An 18,519-nucleotide genomic window follows, 5' to 3' on the forward strand; every position below is an offset into this window, starting at 1 on the left:
GCCCGCGTCCCGGCCTTCGCACGGCACTGCGGCGGGGAAGCGAGGGCACGGGTGGGCACCGACACCGTGCGGGCGGGGACGGCCGGCGAAGCCGCGGGCCGGCGGCGCGAGCAGCGCGGCTGGTACTTCTACGACTGGGCGTGCTCGGTCTATTCGACCAGCGTCCTGACCGTGTTCCTCGGCCCGTACCTGACCTCGGTCGCCAGGACCGCGGCCGACGCCGACGGCTATGTGCACCCCCTGGGCATCCCGGTCCGGGCGGGCTCCTTCTTCGCCTACTCGGTGTCCCTGTCGGTGATCCTCGCCGTCGTGGTGATGCCCCTGGTGGGCAGCGCGGCGGACCGCACGGGCCGCAAGAAGCCGCTGCTCGGGGCGGCGGCGTACACCGGGGCGGCGGCCACCACGGGCATGTTCTTCCTGGACGGCGACCGGTACCTGCTCGGCGGAGCGCTCCTGGTCGTGGCCAACGCGGCGCAGTCGGTCGCGATGATGCTCTACAACTCCTACCTGCCGCAGATCGCGCCGCCCGGGGAGCGCGACGCGGTCTCCTCCCGCGGCTGGGCGTTCGGCTACGCGGCCGGGTCCCTGGTGCTGGTCGCGAATCTCGTCCTGTACTCGGCGCACGCCTCCTTCGGCCTGACGGAGACGGCCGCCGTCCGCGTCTGCCTGGCCTCGGCCGGACTGTGGTGGGGCGTCTTCACCCTCGTACCGCTGCGGCGGCTGCGCGACCGGCACACGCGCGTGGAGGGCGCCGCCGCACCCGGTGCGCGGCAGCTCGCCGCGACGCTCAGGGACATGCGCCGGCATCCGCTGACGCTGGCCTTCCTGCTTGCCTACCTGGTCTACAACGACGGCATCCAGACGGTGATCTCCCAGGCCTCCGTCTACGGCTCGGAGGAACTCGGGCTCGGGCAGTCCACGCTGATCACGGCGGTGCTGCTGGTCCAGGTGCTGGCGGTGGCGGGGGCGCTCGCGATGGGGCGGCTGGCGCGGCGCCACGGGGCCAAGCGGACCATCCTCGGGTCACTGGCCGCCTGGACGGTCACACTGGCGGCCGGCTACTTCCTGCCTGCCGGGGCCCCGGTGTGGTTCTTCGTGCTGGCCGCCGGAATCGGGCTGGTGCTCGGCGGCAGCCAGGCGCTGTCCCGGTCGCTCTTCTCCCATCTGGTGCCGGCCGGCAAGGAGGCGGAGTACTTCTCCGCGTACGAGATGAGCGACCGCGGGATGAGCTGGCTCGGCCCGCTGCTGTTCGGTGTGACCTACCAGCTCACCGGGAGTTACCGCTCGGCGATCGTCTCGCTGGTGGCCTTCTTCGTCATCGGGTTCGCGCTGCTCGCCCGGGTGCCGGTGCGGCGTGCGATCGAGGATGCGGGCAACACGGTTCCGGACACGATTTAGCACTCGACACGAAAGGGCGGTAGTGTACGCGTTTGGCCTGCCAGGCGTACCGTTACTGCGCGTCAAAGATGCCGAAACGCTGGGTGACATCTGCTAGCAGATGTGACAAACCGGGCGCCTGTGGGTAGAACAAGGGGCGGCTACGACGGCGACACATGACCCGGAACGGGAATCTTTACCGCCGACCGGACGTTGACCGGATGACGACGACAGCGACACCTGTCCTGTGGGCGACAAGCCCGGGAGGCACGATTCATGAGTGAGCGAGCTCTTCGCGGTACGCGCCTCGTAGTGACCAGCTACGAGACGGACCGCGGTATCGACCTGGCTCCGCGCCAGGCCGTGGAGTACGCATGCGAGAAGGGGCACCGGTTCGAGATGCCCTTCTCGGTCGAGGCGGAGATCCCGCCGGAGTGGGAGTGCAAGGTCTGCGGGGCCCAGGCACTCCTGGTGGACGGCGACGGCCCTGAAGAGAAGAAGGCCAAGCCCGCGCGTACCCACTGGGACATGCTGATGGAGCGGCGCACCCGTGAGGAACTCGAAGAGGTCCTCGAGGAGCGCCTGGCAGTTCTGCGCTCGGGGGCGATGAACATCGCGGTTCACCCCAGGGACAGCCGCAAGAGCGCCTGACGCGAGAACGCACGAGAAACCGCGGGCGCCGTACGTGATCCACGTACGGCGCCCGCGGTTTCGTGCTGTCCCGAAACAGCCGCGCCGAGCGGCCTGCCCGAGAGGCCTCAGCGGGTCAGCGGGGGGCGCTGCTCGCTGGGCTCGGGGGTGTCCTGCCTGATGACCTCGCCCTGCACCACCTTGCCGTCGGGGCGGTGCATGCGGGCCTGCTGGAAGGCATCGCCCAGGCTGCCCGGGGCGGCGCGGCGGAGCCTGCGGCCGAGGGTGCGCTCGGTCCAGCGGCCCACGCCCTTCTGGACCGGCGGGAGCAACAGGAGCAGTCCGGCCACGTCGGACACCAGGCCCGGAATCATCAGCAGCAGACCGCCGAGCATCAGCAGCCCGTTGCCGCCGCCGCGGGCCGGCGAACCGCCTCGCTGCAGCGCCTCGTTGAGGTTCTGGAAGGCGCGGCGCCCCGCCCTCTTGATGATCACCGAGCCGACGACCACGCCCGCCACCAGGAGCAGGAACACGGTGGGGCCGCCGGCCACGCCCGCGACCCGGGTCAGCAGCCAGATCTCCAGCACCAGCCACACGGCAAGACCCAGCGGCAGATACCTGCGCAGCCGGGATCGGCGGGGCCGGGCGGCGGGAGGAGAGGTGGGAACGCCAGTCGTCATGCTCCCAGTGTGCCTGGCCGCGGCTCAGCGCGGGATAAGCGGGGCGGCGGGACGGTCAGCGGGCGCCGTGCGGCCGGGTCCGGTCCTGCCCGGCCTTGCCGGTGACCTTGCCGACACGGTCCCCGACACCCCAGGCGGTGACCCGCCACAGCGCCTCGACCACGATGTTGCGGCTCATCTTGGAGTCGCCGAGTTCGCGCTCCACGAAGGTGATGGGCACCTCGACGACGTGGTAGCCGGCCTTCACCGCGCGCCGGGCCAGGTCGACCTGGAAGCAGTAGCCCTGCGAGGCGACATCGTCCAGGCCCAGGCCCTCGAGGGTCTCGCGGCGGAAGGCGCGGTAGCCGCCGGTGATGTCGCGCAGCGGCAGGTCCAGGGCGAGGCGGGAGTAGAGGCTGCCGCCCCGGGAGATGAACTCGCGGGACTTGGGCCAGTTCACCACCCGGCCGCCGGGCACCCAGCGTGAGCCGAGCACCAGGTCGGCGCCCTTGAGCGCGGTGAGCAGCCGGGGCAGTTCCTCGGGCTGGTGGGAGCCGTCGGCGTCCATCTCGACCAGCACGCCGTAGCCGTGTTCCATGCCCCAGCGGAAGCCCGCCAGGTAGGCGGCGCCCAGGCCCTCCTTGCCCTTGCGGTGCAGCACCTGGACGTGGTCGTCGTCGACGGCCAGCTCGTCGGCCAGTTTGCCGGTGCCGTCGGGGCTGTTGTCGTCCGCCACCAGTACGTGCGCCTCGGGAACGGCCTTGCGCACCCGGCCGACGATGGACTTGATGTTCTCCGCCTCGTTGTAGGTCGGGATGATCACCAAGGCCGTGCCGAGCGGACCGAACTGCCTCCCCTGGGCCTTGGCCGCGAGGGTCCCGTCGCCGTCGTTCACTGCTGCCCCTTCATGTCGTACGCAGGCGTCCACCATAGTGGCCGCGGCCTGCGATGACGCGACGGCACGCTCGTACGGTGGTGTTGTTTCCTCAAGCGTGGGGTAAGAATGTGCTTTTCGGCATCCGCGTTCCACTGCGGATGGGGGCCCGGCGCCCTTCGGGCCGACCTGGGACCCGCTGGCTGCGGGTCGACCGAAAGCCGTTGTCTACTGAGCAACCGGGCCCCACCCGGGTCACACCTTGCCGACCGGCCGGAGCGTTCCCCCGTCGGCGCGGGCGCTGAGCCTGGCTGCCAGTGACGGTGCCCGGTGCGGCACACCGTCCCTGACCCAGCGGCGCTGCGACGAGTGCGCGAACACTCCACGGTCGGGCGTCCGGTGGTGGACTCCGCCGAACCTACCGGCCCCCGGCCGCCGACTGTCAACAGCCGCCTGACCTGCACGGACGTACCGCCCTGCGTGGTGAACCCGGAGGATGCGCAGGTAGGGCGAGGCTGCGGCGCCCCGTTAGCGCCGTCGCGCCACCCCCGGAGATCACTCGCCCGGCCGTACGAACACCGTCCGCCCGCCGACCACGGTGCGCAGGCAGCGGGGCAGCTCGCCACCGGGGCTCAGATCGGGCAGGCCGGGGGTGCCGGAGCGCGGGTCGGTGGACCAGCGGGCCACCCGGTCGTCGGGGGCCTGGACGACCAGCTCACCGGTGTGCCAGACGGCGTAGTCGGCGGGCGCGCCGGGCACCAGGACGCCGGCGTCGTCCCGGCCGATGGCCCGCCAGCCGCCACGCGTGTGGGCGGTGAACGCGGCGCGGACGGACACCCGGTGCTCGGGCGTGTGGTGGAACGCGGCGGCTCGGACCGTGCCCCAGGGGTCGAGCGGGGTGACGGGGCTGTCGGAGCCGAACGCCAGGGGGACGCCGGCCCGCAGCAGCGCGGCGAACGGATTGAGGGCGCGGGCCCGCTCGGCGCCCAGACGGCGGGCGTACATGCCGTCCTCGCCGCCCCAGAGCGCGTCGAAGGCCGGCTGCACGGAGGCGATCAGGCCCAGCTCGGCGAAGGCGGCCACCGCCTCGGGGGTGAGCATCTCGGCGTGCTCGACGCGGTGCCGGGCCGCGCGGACCCGGGCGAGGCCGGCCTTTTCGGCAGCCGCGCGCACGCCCTCCACGACCGCGGTGACGGCCGCGTCGCCGATGGCGTGGAAGCCCGCCTGGAGCCCCGCCTCGGTGCAGGCGACGACATGGGCGGCGACGGCGTCGGCGTCCAGGTAGGCGGTACCGGTGTGCCCGGCGTCGGCGTACGGCTGGTGCAGACAGGCGGTGTGCGAGCCGAGGGCGCCGTCCACGAAGAGGTCACCGGCGGCGCCGAGCGCGCCCAGCTCGCGGGCCCTGTCGATGTTCTGCTCGGCCCAGTAGCCGATCACGCGCGGCCCGGGCACCTCGGCCGCGAGCCGCAGCAGGGCGGTGAAGTCGTCCTCGGAGGAGATCTGCGGGCCACCGCACTCGTGCACCGAGCCGATACCCAAGGAGGCGGCATGGGCGAGGGCGGTGCGCTGCGCCTCGGCGCGCTGGGCCGGTGTGACGGCGGCGAGGGCGGTCTCGCGCACGGCGTGGTGGGCGTCGGCGGTGAGCGGCGCGTCCTCGCGGGTGACGGCGCCGGGAACCAGGTCCAGCAGGGCGGTGGTGACGACCGCCGAGTGCACGTCGATGCGGGAGAGGTAGAGCGGGCGGCCGCCGGTGGCGGTGTCGAGTTCCGCGCGTGTCGGCGGCCTGCCGCCGGGCCAGCGGGCGGCGTCCCAGCCGTGGCCGAGCAGGACCCGGTCGTCGGGCCGGGCGGCGGCGAAGTCGCGGACCAGGGCGAGGGCCGCCTCCAGGGAAGGCGCGCCGGACAGGTCGAGGCCGGTCAGCGCGAGGCCGGTGGCGGTGGTGTGCACATGGGCGTCGGTGAAGGCGGGGGTGACCAGGGCGCCGTCGAGGTCGACCACCTCGTCCACGCCGTCGGCGAAGGCATCGGCGGCACCCTCGGAGCCGACCCAGGCGACCTGGCCCCGCTCCACCACCATGGCGGTGGCGAAGGGGTCGGCGGGGCTGTGGACCTCTCCGCGGCGCAGGAGGACGGTCTTGGGGTCGGCGGACTGCTCACTCATGCCCCACAGTCTCTCGCGCGCGTGGGGCACGCGCGGCACCGGGGCGGCCGGTTCAGATCCTCGGGGGGCGCGCCTCGTACGGGGTGGACAGCACGACGGTGGTGCGCGTGGAGACCCCGGCCAGGCCGCGCAGCCGGGCGAGCAGCTCCTCCAGTTCGTGCGGGGTGGACACACGCACCTTGAGGATGTAGTTCTCGTCGCCGGCGACGCTGTGGCAGGCCTCGATCTCGGGGACGCCGGCGAGACGGTCCGCGATGTCGTCGGGCGCGCTGGGGTCGAACGGTTTCACCGAGATGAAAGCGGTCATCGGCAGCCCGACGGCCTCGGGGTCGACGACCGCGGCGTAGCCGCGGATGACGCCACGCTGTTCGAGCCGGCGCACCCGCTGGTGCACGGCCGACGTGGACAGGCCCGTGGCCTTGCCCAGGTCTGTGTAGCTCATCCGCCCGTCCTTGACGAGCAGCTGCACGATCTGACGGTCCAGCTCCTCCATGGCGCCAAAACCTACAGTGCGCGTGATCTCCTCGGATACCTGGGCAACGCTGGTCATGCCCGGTTTGCGAGGTGCGCGCAGGCCGGGGCCGAGTCGGCGGGGTGCGATCCGGGCGGACGACGGGGGACAAAAGGGCCGCACCGGACGTCTGCGCGGGGCATGTGACGAAGACCACAGCGAACGAGCATCCTCCGTGATGCTCTCGTGATTACCCCCCGGACGTGGCGGGAAGTGCTTGCTGTGGTCGAGGCCGCAGTGCCTTCACGGCCCAGCCTTAGGGGGAGAATCCCATGCAGAGTGTCAAGCGCCCTGGTCGATCCGCGTCCAAGCGGCAGCAGCCGGTCGTCGAGCCCGAGCCGGAGGGCGTCGAACCCGACGCCGACCAGGCCGACGAACTCGACGCCTACGACACCTTCGAGATGTACCGGGTGCTCTGCCCGGACTGCGCGCAGCCGATCGCGCTGCTGGCGGACGAGGAGTTCCTGCCGGAGCACGCGCTGTGCGCCTCGCCGTGGAACCCGTTCGGCCTGACGGTCTGCGCGGGCACGGGCCGCGCCGCGACCGAGGCCCGCCCCGCGGACGAGTCCTTCGCCCCGCAGGAGCAGGACACCGCCCTGCTGCTGACGCTCCCCCAGGGTCTGAACTGGCGGACGCAGCCCTTCTCGCACGTCGGAGGCCCGGGTTCGCGCCCGATGCGCGTGCAGTCGATGGGCCGCCAGGCGGCCTGAGCCGCCTCACCCTTCACCGACACGTCGTCCCGCACCGCGGCCGCGCGAGCCGCCGCGGCGCGGGACGGACACGTCCGGAGGCGGGACGGACATGTCCGGAATCAGCACCTGCGGAGCGATCGCCCGCGGGTCCGCCGGGACGGCGGTTCCAGCGGCGCGCGGGAGCGGACGCCGGTGAACTGAAGCTCGATTCCACCGGGTGGTGACCCGCCCGGCCCACGCCGCGTTCTTCCGGGCATGACCGCCTTGCACACGGCCACCGGGCGTCAGCGCCGGATCTTCGTACCCCGCCCCGCAGGACCGGTGGCGCCGTCCGCGCCGCAGGACCCGCCCATCTACCGCGCTCTCATGCGCACCTGGGCCGACGGAGGCCGCACCCTGCCGGGCCGCCACGATCCGGAGTGGATCAGGCTGGCGGCCCCGACGGTGCGCAGCGGCGAGTTCAGCGACCCTCCGGCCCTGCCACGTGACGGGCGATGACCATCCGCTGGATCTGGTTGGTGCCCTCGACGATCTGCAGGACCTTGGCCTCGCGCATGTAGCGCTCGGCCGGGAAGTCGGCGGTGTAGCCGTAGCCGCCGAGTATCTGCACGGCGTCCGTGGTGACCTTCATGGCCGTGTCGGTGCAGTGCAGCTTGGCCATGGCGGCCTGCTTGGCGAACGGCCTGCCCGCGTCGCGCAGCCGGGCCGCGGCGAGGTAGAGCGCCCGGCCGGCCTCGATCTGGGTGGCCATGTCGGCGATCATGAAGCGCAGGCCCTGGAAGTCGCCGATGCTCCGTCCGAACTGCCGGCGCTCGGCGGCGTAGGCGACCGCCTCGTCCAGCGCCGCCTGGGCCAGGCCGATGGCGCAGGCCGCGATGCCGAGCCGGCCCGAGTCGAGGGCGGACAGGGCGATGGCGAAGCCCTGCCCCGCCTCACCGAGGCGCCGGCTGTCGGGCACCCGGACGCCGTCGAGGTGGACCTGGGCGGTCGGGCTGCCCTTCATGCCCATCTTCTTCTCGGGCACCGCGCCGCTCAGCCCCTCGGCGTCGCCGGGCACCAGGAAGGCGGTGATCCCACGCGGTCCGGGCTCCCCGGTGCGGGCCATCACGGTGTAGAAGTCGGCGATGCCGCCGTGTGTGATCCAGGCCTTCGTGCCGGTGATCACCCAGTCGTCGCCCTCACGCACGGCTTTGGTGCGCAGGGATGCGGCGTCGGAGCCGGAGGACGGCTCGGAGAGGCAGTAGGCGCCCAGCAGGCCGCCGCCGAGCATGGCGGGCAGGTGCTCGACCTGCTGCTGCTTGGTGCCGTAGGCGGCGAGCCCGTAGGAGGCGAGGGTGTGCACGCTGACGCCCAGGCCGACGGTCAGGCGGGCCGCGGCCAGTTCCTCCAGGACTTGGAGGTAGACCTCGTAGGGCTGGTCACCGCCGCCGTACTCGGAGTCGTACGGCAGGCCCAGCAGGCCCGTTTCCGAGAGCAGGGTGAAGACCTCGCGCGGGAAGTGCCCGGCGTCCTCCTCCTCGGCCGCCTTCGGCGCGATCTCGCGCTGCGCCAGCTCACGGACGAGCGCGAGCAGATCCCTCGCCTCTTCCGTCGGCAGTAGACGCTCCACCGGCTGCGGGTCGCGGTCGGACATGGCGTCGGTCTCCTCCCTGTTCGGGCACACGGGGCGGATGTGCGCCTTGGGTGGGGCGGCTCCGCCTGGTCGTTCCGGTTCCGGCCGAGGCACCCGCTTCCGGGTCTCGGAAGCTGCTGACCAGCGGCTGTGTGCCGTGAGTATGCCCGATCAGCGACCTCCCGTCACCAGTTAACGACCGCTTACTCCAAGAATCCAGCCGAAGCGTTATCCACCCCCGAGATTGGTCCGAACCATTGACCTATTGGTCTAGTCCTCCTACTGTGCATGACCAACGCTTTACCGCGTTCATGCCAATCGGCGCGCGTTCCCCTCTCCCCCACGAGGAGCCACCCCGATGCACACTCCCCACCGCCCCCGCGCCCGGTTCCGGGCGCTCGCCGCCGCCGCGTGTTCCGCCGTTCTCGGCGCCGGGCTCCTGGCCGGCGCGGGCACCGCGACCGCCGCCGCCCCGGCCACTGCGGCGGCACCCCAGGTCAAGGCCGGGTCCAAGGTCGTCGGCTACTTCACCGAATGGGGCACCTACGACCGCAAGTACTACGTCAAGAACATCGAGACCTCGGGCTCCGCGGCCAGGCTCACCCACATCAACTACGCCTTCGGCAACGTCACCGGCGGCAAGTGCGCGATGGGCGACTCGTACGCGGCCACCGACCGCGCCTACACCGCCACCGAGTCCGTCGACGGCGTGGCCGACACCTGGGACCAGCCGCTGCGCGGCAACTTCAACCAGTTGCTCAAGCTGAAGAAGAAGCACCCGGGCCTGAAGGTGCTGTGGTCGTTCGGCGGCTGGACCTGGTCGAGCGGATTCGGTGAGGCCGCGAAGAACCCGGCCGCCTTCGCCCAGTCCTGCTACGACCTGGTGAGGAACTCCAAGTGGGCGGGCGTCTTCGACGGCATCGACATCGACTGGGAGTACCCGAACGCCTGCGGCAACACCTGCGACACCAGCGGCCGGGAGGCCTTCAAGAACGTCATGGCCGCCCTGCGGTCGAAGTTCGGCTCCGGCAGCCTGGTCACCGCGGCGATCACCGCGGACGCCACCAGCGGCGGCAAGATCGACGCGGCGAACTACGCGGGCGCGGCGCAGTACGTCGACTGGTACAACCCGATGACCTACGACTACTTCGGCGCCTGGGACGCGGCCGGCCCGACCGCCCCGCACTCCCCGCTGAACTCCTACCAGGGCATCCCGAAGGCCGGCTTCCACACCTCGGCGACCATCGCCAAGCTCAGGGGCCTCGGCGTTCCGGCCTCGAAGCTGCTGCTCGGCATCGGCTTCTACGGCCGCGGCTGGACCGGCGTCACCCAGGCGGCGCCGGGCGGTACCGCGACCGGCCCGGCGGCGGGCACGTACGAGCAGGGCATCGAGGACTACAAGGTGCTGAAGACCAAGTGCCCGGCCACCGGCACCGTGGGCGGCACGGCGTACGCCAAGTGCGGCAGCAACTGGTGGAGTTACGACACCCCGGCGACCATCGGCACGAAGATGGCGTACAAGAACCAGCAGGGACTCGGCGGCACGTTCTTCTGGGAGCTGAGCGGCGACACCGCGAACGGTGAGCTGATCAAGGCGATCAACTAGCTTCCGGGCAATCGGCGTTCGGGGCGTGGAGCGGAGGAGCGCGAGCCTCCGCTCCACGCCCGCTACGCGTCGCGGCGCGCGGGCGGCGGCGCCGGGTGGGTCGGGTCCAGTTCCTCGATGGCGCGCAGTGCCCCGCCGAGGGTCTTCACCAGCAGGTCGCGCATGGTGTCCCGGGGCAGTTCGGGGCGGTCGATCCAGTCGAGGGTGGCACCCTCCACGCTGCACACCCAGGAGAGCAGCCCCATGCGGGCCAGCGGCGCGATGTCCCGGCGGCCGTAGGCCCCTTCGGCGATCGTGGCGACGATGGCCTCGCGGACGCCGTCCCGGATGGCGTGCACCTCGGTGTCGAAGCCGACCCCGCCGCTGACGATGGTGCGGTAGGCGGCCTGGTGGTGCTCGGCGAAGCGCAGATAGGTGTCGATGGTGCGGTGGACGCGGTCCACGGCGGGCAGTTCGAGGCCGCTCGCGGCGAAGTCGACCAGGTCGGCGACGGAGGCGTGGATGATCGCCAGGTAGTAGCCGCGCTTGGACTGGAAGTAGTAGTAGATCAGCCCCTTGGCGACGTGCGCCTGCCGGGCGATGTCGTCCATGGACAGCGCGTCGTAGGACGTGTCGGCGAACAACTTTCGTCCGATGGCGATGAGTTCGGCGCGACGCGCCTCGGAACGCTCGGTGCCGCGCGCCCGGGGACGGACGGCGGCACGCTGTGGACGCATATTCACTTTCGACCCTGGTCTAGGAGGTCGGCGGGACAGTCCGCAGTATGTCAGAACATGCCGGCCCGGCGCGGGGCCGGGCCGGTTCAGAGCAGGCCGAGCCGGGTCACCAGCATCGCGACCACGACGACGAGCACCCAGCCCATGATGTGCTCGAGGATCTCCGGGCCGTCTTCCTCGGGGCCTCCGGTGCCGACGCGGGTGGCGGTGGCCGGGTGTGCGGTCATGGTGTTCTCACAGAGGTCGGACGTACGAAGTGGAATCCCCCCACCCGTTTGTCCACCTTGCCACCCGCGACGGCGTTCGCGGCGGAGACGTTGCTCACACGGCCCGGATCAGCACACCCCCACCGCGGCGAGCGCCTTGCGCTGACGCGCGGTCGGGTGGGCCGGGAAGTAGAGGTAGCAGACCCCGCCCGTGCCGCTTCTGACCTTGCCGTTCGCGTCGTACCGCTTGGTCCTGAGCCAGATGTTCTCGAACTCCCGGCGCAGGTACACCCGCCGCACCGCCTCGTCGCTCGGCGAGGCCGGGTCGTTGGCGATCACGTCGCCGTCGGCCGTGAAGCCGATCACGGTCATGAGGTGGCCCGACGTGCCGTATCCGGCGCCGGTCAGCTCGGTCTTGAGGAAGGACTGGGACGTTATGGCCGGGATGCCGGCCGCGACCAGGGTCTCCAGGTCGCTGAGCGAGGCGAGCCGGGTGACCACTCCCTGGATGCCGTCGAACGTGGCCGCGTAGGCGGCGTTGAACGGCCAGTTGCCACAACCCTCGTACTGGTTGTCGTACGTGTACCGGGCTGCGTGGTCCACCTGCGGGTCGGCGTAGGACGGGTCGACCCAGGACAGCTGCTCGGGGCTGAGACGGCCGCCCCAGTACTCGATGATCATCTGCGAGGAGGTGGGGCTGCACCAGGCCTCGCCGCCGTTGTCGTACTCCGGGTACTGACCCTTGTGGATCTCCTGCGAGTAGCGCGGGACCGCCAGTTCCCCGGAGAGGGCGGGGGCGGACGCGGGCACGGTGAAGCGGTCGGGGATGTCGGAGCCCATGGCGCCGAGCCGCCAGACGGTCGGGGTGAGGCGCGTGCCGGGCCTGCGGTACAGGGTGAGGCGCAGCCGGTAGGAGTCCAGGCGCAGCCCGGTGCTCGCGTCGTCGATGGAGAAGGTGTCGGTCCAGATCGTGCTCTTGCCGTCGGTCTGGTCGTCCACCGAGGTGCGCTTGATGTCCTGGTCGCCGGCGGCCCAGCGGCCCATGACGTACCAGGGGGTGTCCGTGCCGTCGGAGTAGGTGCCGCGCAGCTCGACCTGGAGCCAGGTGCCCTCGGGGGTGTGCGCGTTCCAGGAGGCGATGACCTCGGTCGCGGGCACGGCGAGCCGGTGGACCGGGGAGGTCCAGGTCGCGTACTCCCAGGTGGCCGTACGGCCGGTGTGCGGGTCGGTGTAGTCGGTGCTGCCCGCTGCGGCCCCGATCTCGGCGCCGGGGCGGCGGCCCGGTACGGCCCGGACGCCCTCCGCGCTGCCTCGGCGCCAGTCGCGGTACGAGGTCCAGGCGTGGTAGTCGACGGGGCGGCCCGGCGCGGCGGCGGTGCCGGTGCCGGCGGGCGCCGACGCGGTGGCCGCGGCCGCGGGCATGGTCCCCGAGGCGACCGCGGCGACCACCGCGGCGGCGAGAACGGTTCTGCGGGAGGGCTGCTGGGCTCTGCTCATGGGCGCGGGACCCCCAGGTGTCCGGGTCGGGGCTGGTGCGGTTGGTGCGCCAACTATGAACGGAGACGGCATGCCCCTGCCAGCACTTCCGCCGTATGGCGCGCCACCAATATTGGTCTAGAACAGTGATGGGACCTGCGGGGGTGTGCCGCGAAGTGTGCCGCGGCCCCGGCGCGGGCGGTCCGCCGTGCGCCGGGGCCGTGCCGTTCGGCGGGGTCAGATGAGGTCCATCGCGGCGACCTCGTCGGGGCGGCCGTAGCTGACCGGTCCCTGGAAGCGGCGGCGGGCGGTGGCGAACCACCAGGCCGTGGCCACGAGCAGAACGACGGCCAGGGCGATCGGGGCGTAGTTGAAGGAGTCGGCGGTGATGGGCGACGCCTGCGGCAGCATGAACAGCACGCTGCTGAGCAGGATCCACGTCACCGCGACCCAGCCGATCGGCTTGCCCCAGCGGCCCAGGTGCCAGGGCCCGGGCTGGAACTCGTCGCCGAGCCGCAGCCGCAGGAAGACCGGCACGGCGTAGGCGAGGAACAGCCCGACCACGTTGACGCTCACGATGGCGGTGAACGCCGTGTGCGACCACCAGCCCGGGATCACCAGGGCGAGCGAGCAGCCCACCGCGAGCCAGACCGCCTTGACCGGCGTCCGGGTGCGCGCGGAGACCGTGTGCCACCAGCGGGAGCCGGGCATGGCGCCGTCCCGGGAGAAGGCGAAGATCTGCCGGGTGTTGCTGGTGAGGTTGGCCAGACCGCAGAAGAGCATGGCCCCGATGACGATGAGCAGCATCACCTTGGCGGCGCCGAGGCCGAGGCCGTCGATGAGAATCTGGACGGGCGGCGCGGCCGAACCGGCCACCTTGCCGTAGTCGCTAATGCTGTAGACCAGCGCGAGCATCAGGATCAGACCGGTGATCGCCGAATAGCCGATGGCACGGGTGATGCCCTTGGGCGCGTTGACCGTCGCCTGGACCGTTTCCTCGGACATGTGGAAGCTGCCGTCGAAGCCGGTGAAGGTCCAGCTGGTGACCAGCAGACCGAGCATGCCGCCGTAAAGCCCGTTCGTGAAGCCGGTGTTGTTCTCGAAATGCGTCACGAAGGACGCGGACTGATGGTGGTCGGGCATCACGATGAGTGCGGTCACGATCACCACGAGTCCGATCAGCAGCCACCACACGGAAATACGGTTCAGTACGGCGACGAGCTGGACCGTGAAGGTGTTGGCGAGCCCCTGCAGCACGATGATCACAGCCGTGATCAGCACCGTCTGGTGCGCGGTCGGCTGGTACGAGGACCACTGCAGGGCGACGAAGGCCTGGATGAACGTGGCCGCCGCGTAGCCGGTGGCGGCGGTGCCGCCGATCTGGCCCACGAAGTTCAGCCAGCCGGTGAACCAGGACCAGGCACCCTTGTGACGCTTGGCGAGTTTGCCCGCCGAGAAATACAGCGCGCCACTCGTCGGATACGCCGACGCGACCTCCGCCATCGCCGCGCCGATGAACAGCACCATGACGGAGACACCGATCCAGCCGAACACGAGAATACGGGGGCCACCCGCGTTCATACCGAATCCGAAGGACGAGAAAATACCCGAGAGGATATTGATGATGGTGAAGGAGATCGCGAAATTGTCGAACGCCTTGAAGCGTCGGGTGAGTTTCCGCGGATAACCCATCGCGTGCAGGGTCGCGTCGTCGTCGAGCACGACCGCGTCCTCTCCCCCGCGGGCGTTGGCCCGTGGAGCCGATATCCGTTCCGACACAGATCGACCTTTCTTTTGGTGGGGGGCGGAGCAGGTACGAATCAGGCGGCTCCCGGGACGGGCAGACCGCAGCCGCGCCGGGCCCGGGAGAGCTGTTCGGCGGGCTCACCGAAGGCGCTCCAGGGCATGCGCGAGGCGTACGGGCCCATCGCTGTGAAGACCGCCCGGGCCTCGAACCCGCACTGGGCCATGACCAGCGCGTGCGCGAGGTAGGCCAGGTCGAGCACCGGGGTGAAGCGGTAGCCGGCCACCGCGGGCAGCCAGTTGTGGTAGACCGCGAGTGCGGTGGAGCGCCACTGGGGCTGCTCCCAGACCCGGTCGGCGAGCAGCTGGGTGGGGTTGTAGCTCTCGACCAGGGCGACCAGCGGCAGCAGCCGGAGCGCGGAGTCCGCGGGCGCGCGCTGGCTGAGGAAGGCGGCCACGTCCCAGGCCGCGTTGACCGAACCGCCGTAGCGGGTGAAGAAGCAGGACAGGAAGCGGTGGTGACCCTCGCGGTGCCACGGGTCGAGGGACAAGACGTGTGCGAACAGCCGCCACGGGCCGGGCGGAGCGGTGAGCAGCCCCTGCGGGGCGGGATCCCGCAGCCGGTGCAGCCGGGCCATGGTGAGCTTCGCGACCCAGGGGGTGGGGTCGCCGGGGGTCAGCGCGGCGGCCCGGTCGCAGGCGGTGAGCGCTATCCGCTCCAGTGCCTCGGCCCGTTCGTCGCGGGCGTCGGCGGCGCGCATCGCGCGCTGCACGGCCACCCGGGCCCACAGCAGCGCCGCCTCGGGCGTCGGCTCCTCGTCCAGCCAGCGTTCGACGAGATCGGTGCCGGCCGCCTCGGAGGCCAGCACGAGCGAGCGGTGGGCGCGTAGGGCGAAGTCGGAACGCGTCTCGACGAGGGCTTCGCCCGCGCTTCGATATCGGCCGGCGCGCACATCGACGCATACGCTCGCCAGGACACGGTCGTCGGCCGCCGGATGCCACACATACTGCCCTTCGAATAACTCCGCGGCCATGTTCTCCTGTCCGTCCCCGTTACGATGCGCCGCACTCGCGCAAGAGGCACCTTACTCAGCAGTCGGCGCGCCTGGAACGCCGAATTTCACATATCGGTCAACGGATTTGCATGCTTAATCTGTTTGATTGACCGGTGGCCGGCCAGTGGTTCAAGAAGTGACGTTTTCTTGCCCCTCCGGGCTCCGGGCGCCGACGCACCGGCACCGGCGCTATGGGCCGCTACTACACTGTTTCCGGAAAACGCCCCCACACCGCACCACACCTCGGGAATCGCCATTCACGACCTTGCCGCCCGGCTGCGCGGCCTGCCCCCCTCGCTGGGGCCGGTCCGCCTGATCGCCGTCGACGGGCACGCCGGGTCCGGGAAGTCCACCTTCGCCGGGCGGCTGGCCGCCGCGCTGGGCGGGGCGCCGGTGCTGCACCTCGACGACATCGCCAGCCATGAGCGGCTCTTCGACTGGACCGAGCGGCTGACGGCCCAGGTGCTCGGCCCACTGGCCCGGGGCGAGCGCGCGCACTACACCCCCTACGACTGGAGCGCCCAGGCGTTCGGCCCGCCGCGGCCGCTGCCCCCCGCGCCCGTGGTCGTCATCGAAGGCGTCGGCGCCGGCCGCCGGGCGCTGCGGCCGTATCTGGCGCGGCTGCTGTGGATGGAACTGCCACGCGAGGAGTCCTGGGCGCGCGGCCGGCTGCGGGACGGGGAGGCGCAGCGCGAGTTCTGGTCCGGGTGGACCGAGGCGGAGCACGCGCACTTCGCCGCCGACCCCTCGCGCCCCCATGCGGACCTCCTGGTGCGGCAGACACCGCAGGGGTACGAGGTGCTGACGGGACCGGCGGGCACCCTTGGAACGGACCAGATCGTCACTCACCGTGATGGACCGTCCGCGGTGCGGTGAGCGCGCCAAGGCCCCTGCGGGGGAACTTTTTTGAGTGCCCCGAGTCCGCTTGACCCGGGAGCCGTGCAGGTCTTACGTTTCCAATGTGCGGCCATTCGGAGCCGCCCGCAGACGCGAAGCCCCCGGTTGTTCCCCCGTGATCGGGGGCTTCGTTCTGCCCGCGGACCGCCTTTCCGGCCCTCTCTCGCGCCGAAACGCTCACCGTGGGTCACCATTTCGTGTGCGCCCCGTCTGCTCCCACCTCGCCGAACGGGCCGTGCGGCACCCTTCGGCACGCGGTCGTACCCCAGGTACGATGCCCTCGGTGCGGCCTTCGAGCGACTGCCTCGCGCACCTGCAACTCCGGTCCGCGGCACAGCGGTTCGTCCGCGGCGGCCGCCGGGCGACTGCCCGGCGGTGAACCAACGGGGGCACGGTCTGTGGGGGACGGGATGGACTTCGGCACGCAGGGCCCCGAGGCCCCGGCCGACCTCGCCTGGCTGCGAGGTGTGGACGCCTACACGATGGGCGCCTATCCCCAGGCGGAGGAGGAGTTCCGCGCAGCGGTCCGGATGGACCCGGGGATGGCGGACGCCTGGCTCGGACTGCACGCGCTGCGGGTCGACACGACCACCGCGCTGCTGCGGATGTGCCGGCACCGGGAGCGCTTCGGGGAGCAGCGCGCCCGGCACCGCCGTACTCTCAACTCCTGGTACTGGCTCGGCTGGTGGGTGCAGCCGGTGCTGGAGAGCCCGCGCGATCTGCTGCTCGCGCACGCCTCGCACTGGCTCGACGGCCGGCACGTGCCCGAGCTGGACCGGGCGCTCGCCGGGCTGCCCCCGGTGGACACCGACCCGCAGGTCCGCTTCCTGCACGCCTGCCGCGCCTACCTGGTCAAGGACTGGGACCAGCTGGTGCGGCACACCGACCCGCTGCTCGACGACGCACTGCTCGGCATCGAGGCGGGCCTGTTCGGCGGCATGGCCCGGGTCCGCCTGGAGATGTACGGCCAGGCCGAGCCGCTGCTCGCGGCGGCCCTGATGCGCTGCCGCAGCGAGCAGCCGCAGCGCAAGGAGCTGCGGTACTGGCTGGCGCGGGCGCACGAGGGCACCGGGCGCAGCGCCGCCGCGCTCCCCCTGTACCGGGCGGTGCACCGGATCGACCCGGCCTTCATGGACACCTCGGCCCGGCTGGCCGCGATCGCCGAGGGCGACGGGTACGACGATCCGGCCGACCTCGCGGCGATCACCCTGACCGGTGCCGGGGCGGACGCCATGGACGGGCCGGACACGCTCGATCCGCTCTTCGGCACGGAGGGCCGCGATCTGCGGCTGACGGAGCCGGATCTGCCGGGCGGGCCGCTGCCGTCGGTCTCCGATCCGTTGGTGCGCGTGAAGAGCGGGGTGCCCTCCTCCGTCCTGCCGGCCGGGCCGACCGATCCCGCGTTACTCGAGGAGGCGCTCGCCGAGCTGGAGCGGATGGTGGGGCTCGAGCCGGTCAAGCGCCAGGTCAAGGCGTTGTCCGCGCAGTTGAACATGGCGCGGCTGCGGGCCGGGCAGGGGCTGCCGGTGCAGCCGCCGAAGCGGCACTTCGTGTTCTCCGGGCCGTCGGGGACGGGGAAGACCACGGTCGCGCGGATCCTCGGGCGCGTGTTCTACGCACTGGGCCTGCTCGGCGGCGACCATCTGGTGGAGGCGCAGCGGGCCGATCTGGTCGGGGAGTACCTGGGGCAGACGGCCGTGAAGGCCAACGAGCTGATCGACTCCGCTATCGGCGGGGTGCTGTTCGTGGACGAGGCGTACTCGCTGTCCAACTCGGGCTACGGCAAGGGGGACGCGTACGGCGACGAGGCGCTGCAGGTCCTGCTGAAACGGGCCGAGGACAACCGGGACCACCTGGTGGTGATCCTGGCCGGCTACCCGGAGGGCATGGACCGGCTGCTCACCGCGAACCCCGGGCTCTCCTCCCGCTTCACCTCGCGGGTCGACTTCCCCTCCTACCGTCCGCTGGAGCTCACCGAGATCGGCAAGGTGCTCGCGGCGGAGAACGGGGACCGGTGGGACGAGGAGGCGCTGGAGGAACTGCGGTCCATCGCCGGGCACGTGGTCGATCAGGGGTGGATCGACGAGCTCGGGAACGGGCGGTTCCTGCGGACGCTGTACGAGAAGAGCTGTGCGTACCGGGATCTGCGGTTGTCGGGGTATCCCGGGGCGCTGTCCCGGGGGGACCTCGCGACGCTGCGGCTGCCGGACCTGATGCAGGCGTACGGGGAGGTTCTTTCCGGGCGGGGCCCGCAGGATCCGTCCGCTCCGTAGGCGCCGGGGGCGGGCGTCGGCCGGGGCGTTCG

The 18,519-nt window shown here is 71.6% G+C and carries 17 protein-coding genes; 7 read left to right on the forward strand and 10 right to left on the reverse strand.

Annotation, left to right across the window (positions count from 1 at the left end):
* The first annotated feature begins 51 nt into the window (after nucleotides 1-51).
* Together AB0924_RS02690 and AB0924_RS02695 are read left to right on the forward strand one after the other, a co-directional pair.
* Nucleotides 52-1,398, forward strand: coding sequence for an MFS transporter (locus AB0924_RS02690; protein ID WP_358937432.1), 1,347 nt, complete (start codon nucleotides 52-54; stop codon nucleotides 1,396-1,398).
* A 255-nt stretch (nucleotides 1,399-1,653) separates the two neighbouring features.
* Nucleotides 1,654-2,028 (forward strand): RNA polymerase-binding protein RbpA, encoded by a 375-nt coding sequence (locus AB0924_RS02695; RefSeq protein WP_003977404.1) that lies wholly within the window; start codon nucleotides 1,654-1,656, stop codon nucleotides 2,026-2,028.
* Nucleotides 2,029-2,135: 107 nt separating this feature from the next.
* On the opposite strand, the gene fxsA is transcribed toward AB0924_RS02695, so the two are convergent.
* From fxsA to AB0924_RS02715, 4 genes are all read right to left on the reverse strand, one after another.
* The gene (gene fxsA, locus AB0924_RS02700) at nucleotides 2,136-2,687 is read right to left on the reverse strand and encodes an FxsA family membrane protein (RefSeq protein ID WP_358937434.1); all 552 of its coding nucleotides are present in this window, start codon (nucleotides 2,685-2,687) and stop codon (nucleotides 2,136-2,138) included.
* Nucleotides 2,688-2,742: 55 nt separating this feature from the next.
* Nucleotides 2,743-3,561, reverse strand: a complete 819-nt coding sequence (locus AB0924_RS02705) for a polyprenol monophosphomannose synthase (RefSeq protein ID WP_358937436.1) — start codon at nucleotides 3,559-3,561, stop codon at nucleotides 2,743-2,745.
* Nucleotides 3,562-4,095: 534 nt separating this feature from the next.
* Entirely contained in the window at nucleotides 4,096-5,700 is a 1,605-nt protein-coding gene (locus AB0924_RS02710) for an amidohydrolase (protein WP_358937438.1), read from the reverse strand.
* Between the two features lie 52 nt (nucleotides 5,701-5,752).
* Nucleotides 5,753-6,193, reverse strand: coding sequence for an Lrp/AsnC family transcriptional regulator (locus AB0924_RS02715; RefSeq protein WP_358937440.1), 441 nt, complete (start codon nucleotides 6,191-6,193; stop codon nucleotides 5,753-5,755).
* 290 nt (nucleotides 6,194-6,483) lie between these two features.
* Between AB0924_RS02715 and AB0924_RS02720 the strand changes: the two genes are divergently transcribed.
* Together AB0924_RS02720 and AB0924_RS02725 are read left to right on the forward strand one after the other, a co-directional pair.
* Nucleotides 6,484-6,921, forward strand: coding sequence for a hypothetical protein (locus AB0924_RS02720; protein ID WP_358937442.1), 438 nt, complete (start codon nucleotides 6,484-6,486; stop codon nucleotides 6,919-6,921).
* 237 nt (nucleotides 6,922-7,158) lie between these two features.
* Entirely contained in the window at nucleotides 7,159-7,401 is a 243-nt protein-coding gene (locus AB0924_RS02725; RefSeq protein WP_358937444.1) for a hypothetical protein, read from the forward strand.
* Here the strand turns inward: AB0924_RS02725 and AB0924_RS02730 are convergent.
* Nucleotides 7,364-8,536 (reverse strand): acyl-CoA dehydrogenase, encoded by a 1,173-nt coding sequence (locus AB0924_RS02730; RefSeq protein WP_358937446.1) that lies wholly within the window; start codon nucleotides 8,534-8,536, stop codon nucleotides 7,364-7,366. The two genes, AB0924_RS02725 and AB0924_RS02730, sit on opposite strands and share 38 nt — an antisense overlap.
* A 337-nt stretch (nucleotides 8,537-8,873) precedes the next feature.
* On the opposite strand from AB0924_RS02730, the gene AB0924_RS02735 reads away from it, so the two are divergent.
* Nucleotides 8,874-10,121: a glycoside hydrolase family 18 protein gene (locus AB0924_RS02735; protein ID WP_358937448.1), complete on the forward strand. Its 1,248-nt coding sequence runs from the start codon at nucleotides 8,874-8,876 to the stop codon at nucleotides 10,119-10,121.
* A 62-nt stretch (nucleotides 10,122-10,183) separates the two neighbouring features.
* Here AB0924_RS02735 and AB0924_RS02740 read toward each other — a convergent pair whose 3' ends face one another.
* From AB0924_RS02740 to AB0924_RS02760, 5 genes are all read right to left on the reverse strand, one after another.
* The gene (locus tag AB0924_RS02740) at nucleotides 10,184-10,843 is read right to left on the reverse strand and encodes a helix-turn-helix domain-containing protein (protein ID WP_358937450.1); all 660 of its coding nucleotides are present in this window, start codon (nucleotides 10,841-10,843) and stop codon (nucleotides 10,184-10,186) included.
* An 80-nt stretch (nucleotides 10,844-10,923) separates the two neighbouring features.
* On the reverse strand, nucleotides 10,924-11,064 hold the full coding sequence (locus AB0924_RS02745; protein WP_358937452.1) for an SCO1431 family membrane protein: 141 nt from the start codon (nucleotides 11,062-11,064) through the stop codon (nucleotides 10,924-10,926).
* A gap of 108 nt (nucleotides 11,065-11,172) precedes the next feature.
* Nucleotides 11,173-12,540, reverse strand: a complete 1,368-nt coding sequence (locus AB0924_RS02750) for a peptidase C39 family protein (RefSeq protein WP_366910501.1) — start codon at nucleotides 12,538-12,540, stop codon at nucleotides 11,173-11,175.
* A 216-nt stretch (nucleotides 12,541-12,756) separates the two neighbouring features.
* Complete coding sequence (locus tag AB0924_RS02755) at nucleotides 12,757-14,298, reverse strand: amino acid permease (protein WP_358937456.1); 1,542 nt, start codon at nucleotides 14,296-14,298, stop codon at nucleotides 12,757-12,759.
* A 41-nt stretch (nucleotides 14,299-14,339) separates the two neighbouring features.
* Nucleotides 14,340-15,296: a hypothetical protein gene (locus AB0924_RS02760; protein WP_358937458.1), complete on the reverse strand. Its 957-nt coding sequence runs from the start codon at nucleotides 15,294-15,296 to the stop codon at nucleotides 14,340-14,342.
* Nucleotides 15,297-15,572: 276 nt separating this feature from the next.
* Here AB0924_RS02760 and AB0924_RS02765 point away from each other — a divergent pair, with 276 nt between their 5' ends.
* Both AB0924_RS02765 and AB0924_RS02770 read left to right on the forward strand, forming a co-directional pair.
* Nucleotides 15,573-16,193 carry a hypothetical protein gene (locus AB0924_RS02765; protein WP_358937505.1) on the forward strand — a complete coding sequence of 207 codons (621 nt, stop codon included), beginning with the start codon at nucleotides 15,573-15,575 and terminating at the stop codon, nucleotides 16,191-16,193.
* A 431-nt stretch (nucleotides 16,194-16,624) separates the two neighbouring features.
* Complete coding sequence (locus AB0924_RS02770; RefSeq protein ID WP_358937460.1) at nucleotides 16,625-18,487, forward strand: AAA family ATPase; 1,863 nt, start codon at nucleotides 16,625-16,627, stop codon at nucleotides 18,485-18,487.
* Nucleotides 18,488-18,519: the final 32 nt, after the last annotated feature.

Origin of the sequence: Streptomyces sp. NPDC047869 (genome assembly GCF_040704065.1) — a bacterium.
Classification (GTDB): Bacteria; Actinomycetota; Actinomycetes; order Streptomycetales; family Streptomycetaceae; genus Streptomyces.

Excerpts from the sequence above, each read along its gene's own strand:
- AB0924_RS02695 (WP_003977404.1), top strand. The coding sequence starts at position 1,654 with ATGAGTGAGCGAGCTCTTCGCGGTACGCGCCTCGTAGTGACCAGCTAC.
- fxsA (WP_358937434.1), bottom strand. The coding sequence starts at position 2,687 with ATGACGACTGGCGTTCCCACCTCTCCTCCCGCCGCCCGGCCCCGCCGA.
- AB0924_RS02710 (WP_358937438.1), bottom strand. The coding sequence starts at position 5,700 with ATGAGTGAGCAGTCCGCCGACCCCAAGACCGTCCTCCTGCGCCGCGGA.
- AB0924_RS02715 (WP_358937440.1), bottom strand. The coding sequence starts at position 6,193 with ATGGAGGAGCTGGACCGTCAGATCGTGCAGCTGCTCGTCAAGGACGGG.
- AB0924_RS02720 (WP_358937442.1), top strand. The coding sequence starts at position 6,484 with ATGCAGAGTGTCAAGCGCCCTGGTCGATCCGCGTCCAAGCGGCAGCAG.
- AB0924_RS02725 (WP_358937444.1), top strand. The coding sequence starts at position 7,159 with ATGACCGCCTTGCACACGGCCACCGGGCGTCAGCGCCGGATCTTCGTA.
- AB0924_RS02730 (WP_358937446.1), bottom strand. The coding sequence starts at position 8,536 with ATGTCCGACCGCGACCCGCAGCCGGTGGAGCGTCTACTGCCGACGGAA.
- AB0924_RS02735 (WP_358937448.1), top strand. The coding sequence starts at position 8,874 with ATGCACACTCCCCACCGCCCCCGCGCCCGGTTCCGGGCGCTCGCCGCC.
- AB0924_RS02745 (WP_358937452.1), bottom strand. The coding sequence starts at position 11,064 with ATGACCGCACACCCGGCCACCGCCACCCGCGTCGGCACCGGAGGCCCC.
- AB0924_RS02750 (WP_366910501.1), bottom strand. The coding sequence starts at position 12,540 with ATGAGCAGAGCCCAGCAGCCCTCCCGCAGAACCGTTCTCGCCGCCGCG.
- AB0924_RS02760 (WP_358937458.1), bottom strand. The coding sequence starts at position 15,296 with ATGGCCGCGGAGTTATTCGAAGGGCAGTATGTGTGGCATCCGGCGGCC.
- AB0924_RS02770 (WP_358937460.1), top strand. The coding sequence starts at position 16,625 with ATGGACTTCGGCACGCAGGGCCCCGAGGCCCCGGCCGACCTCGCCTGG.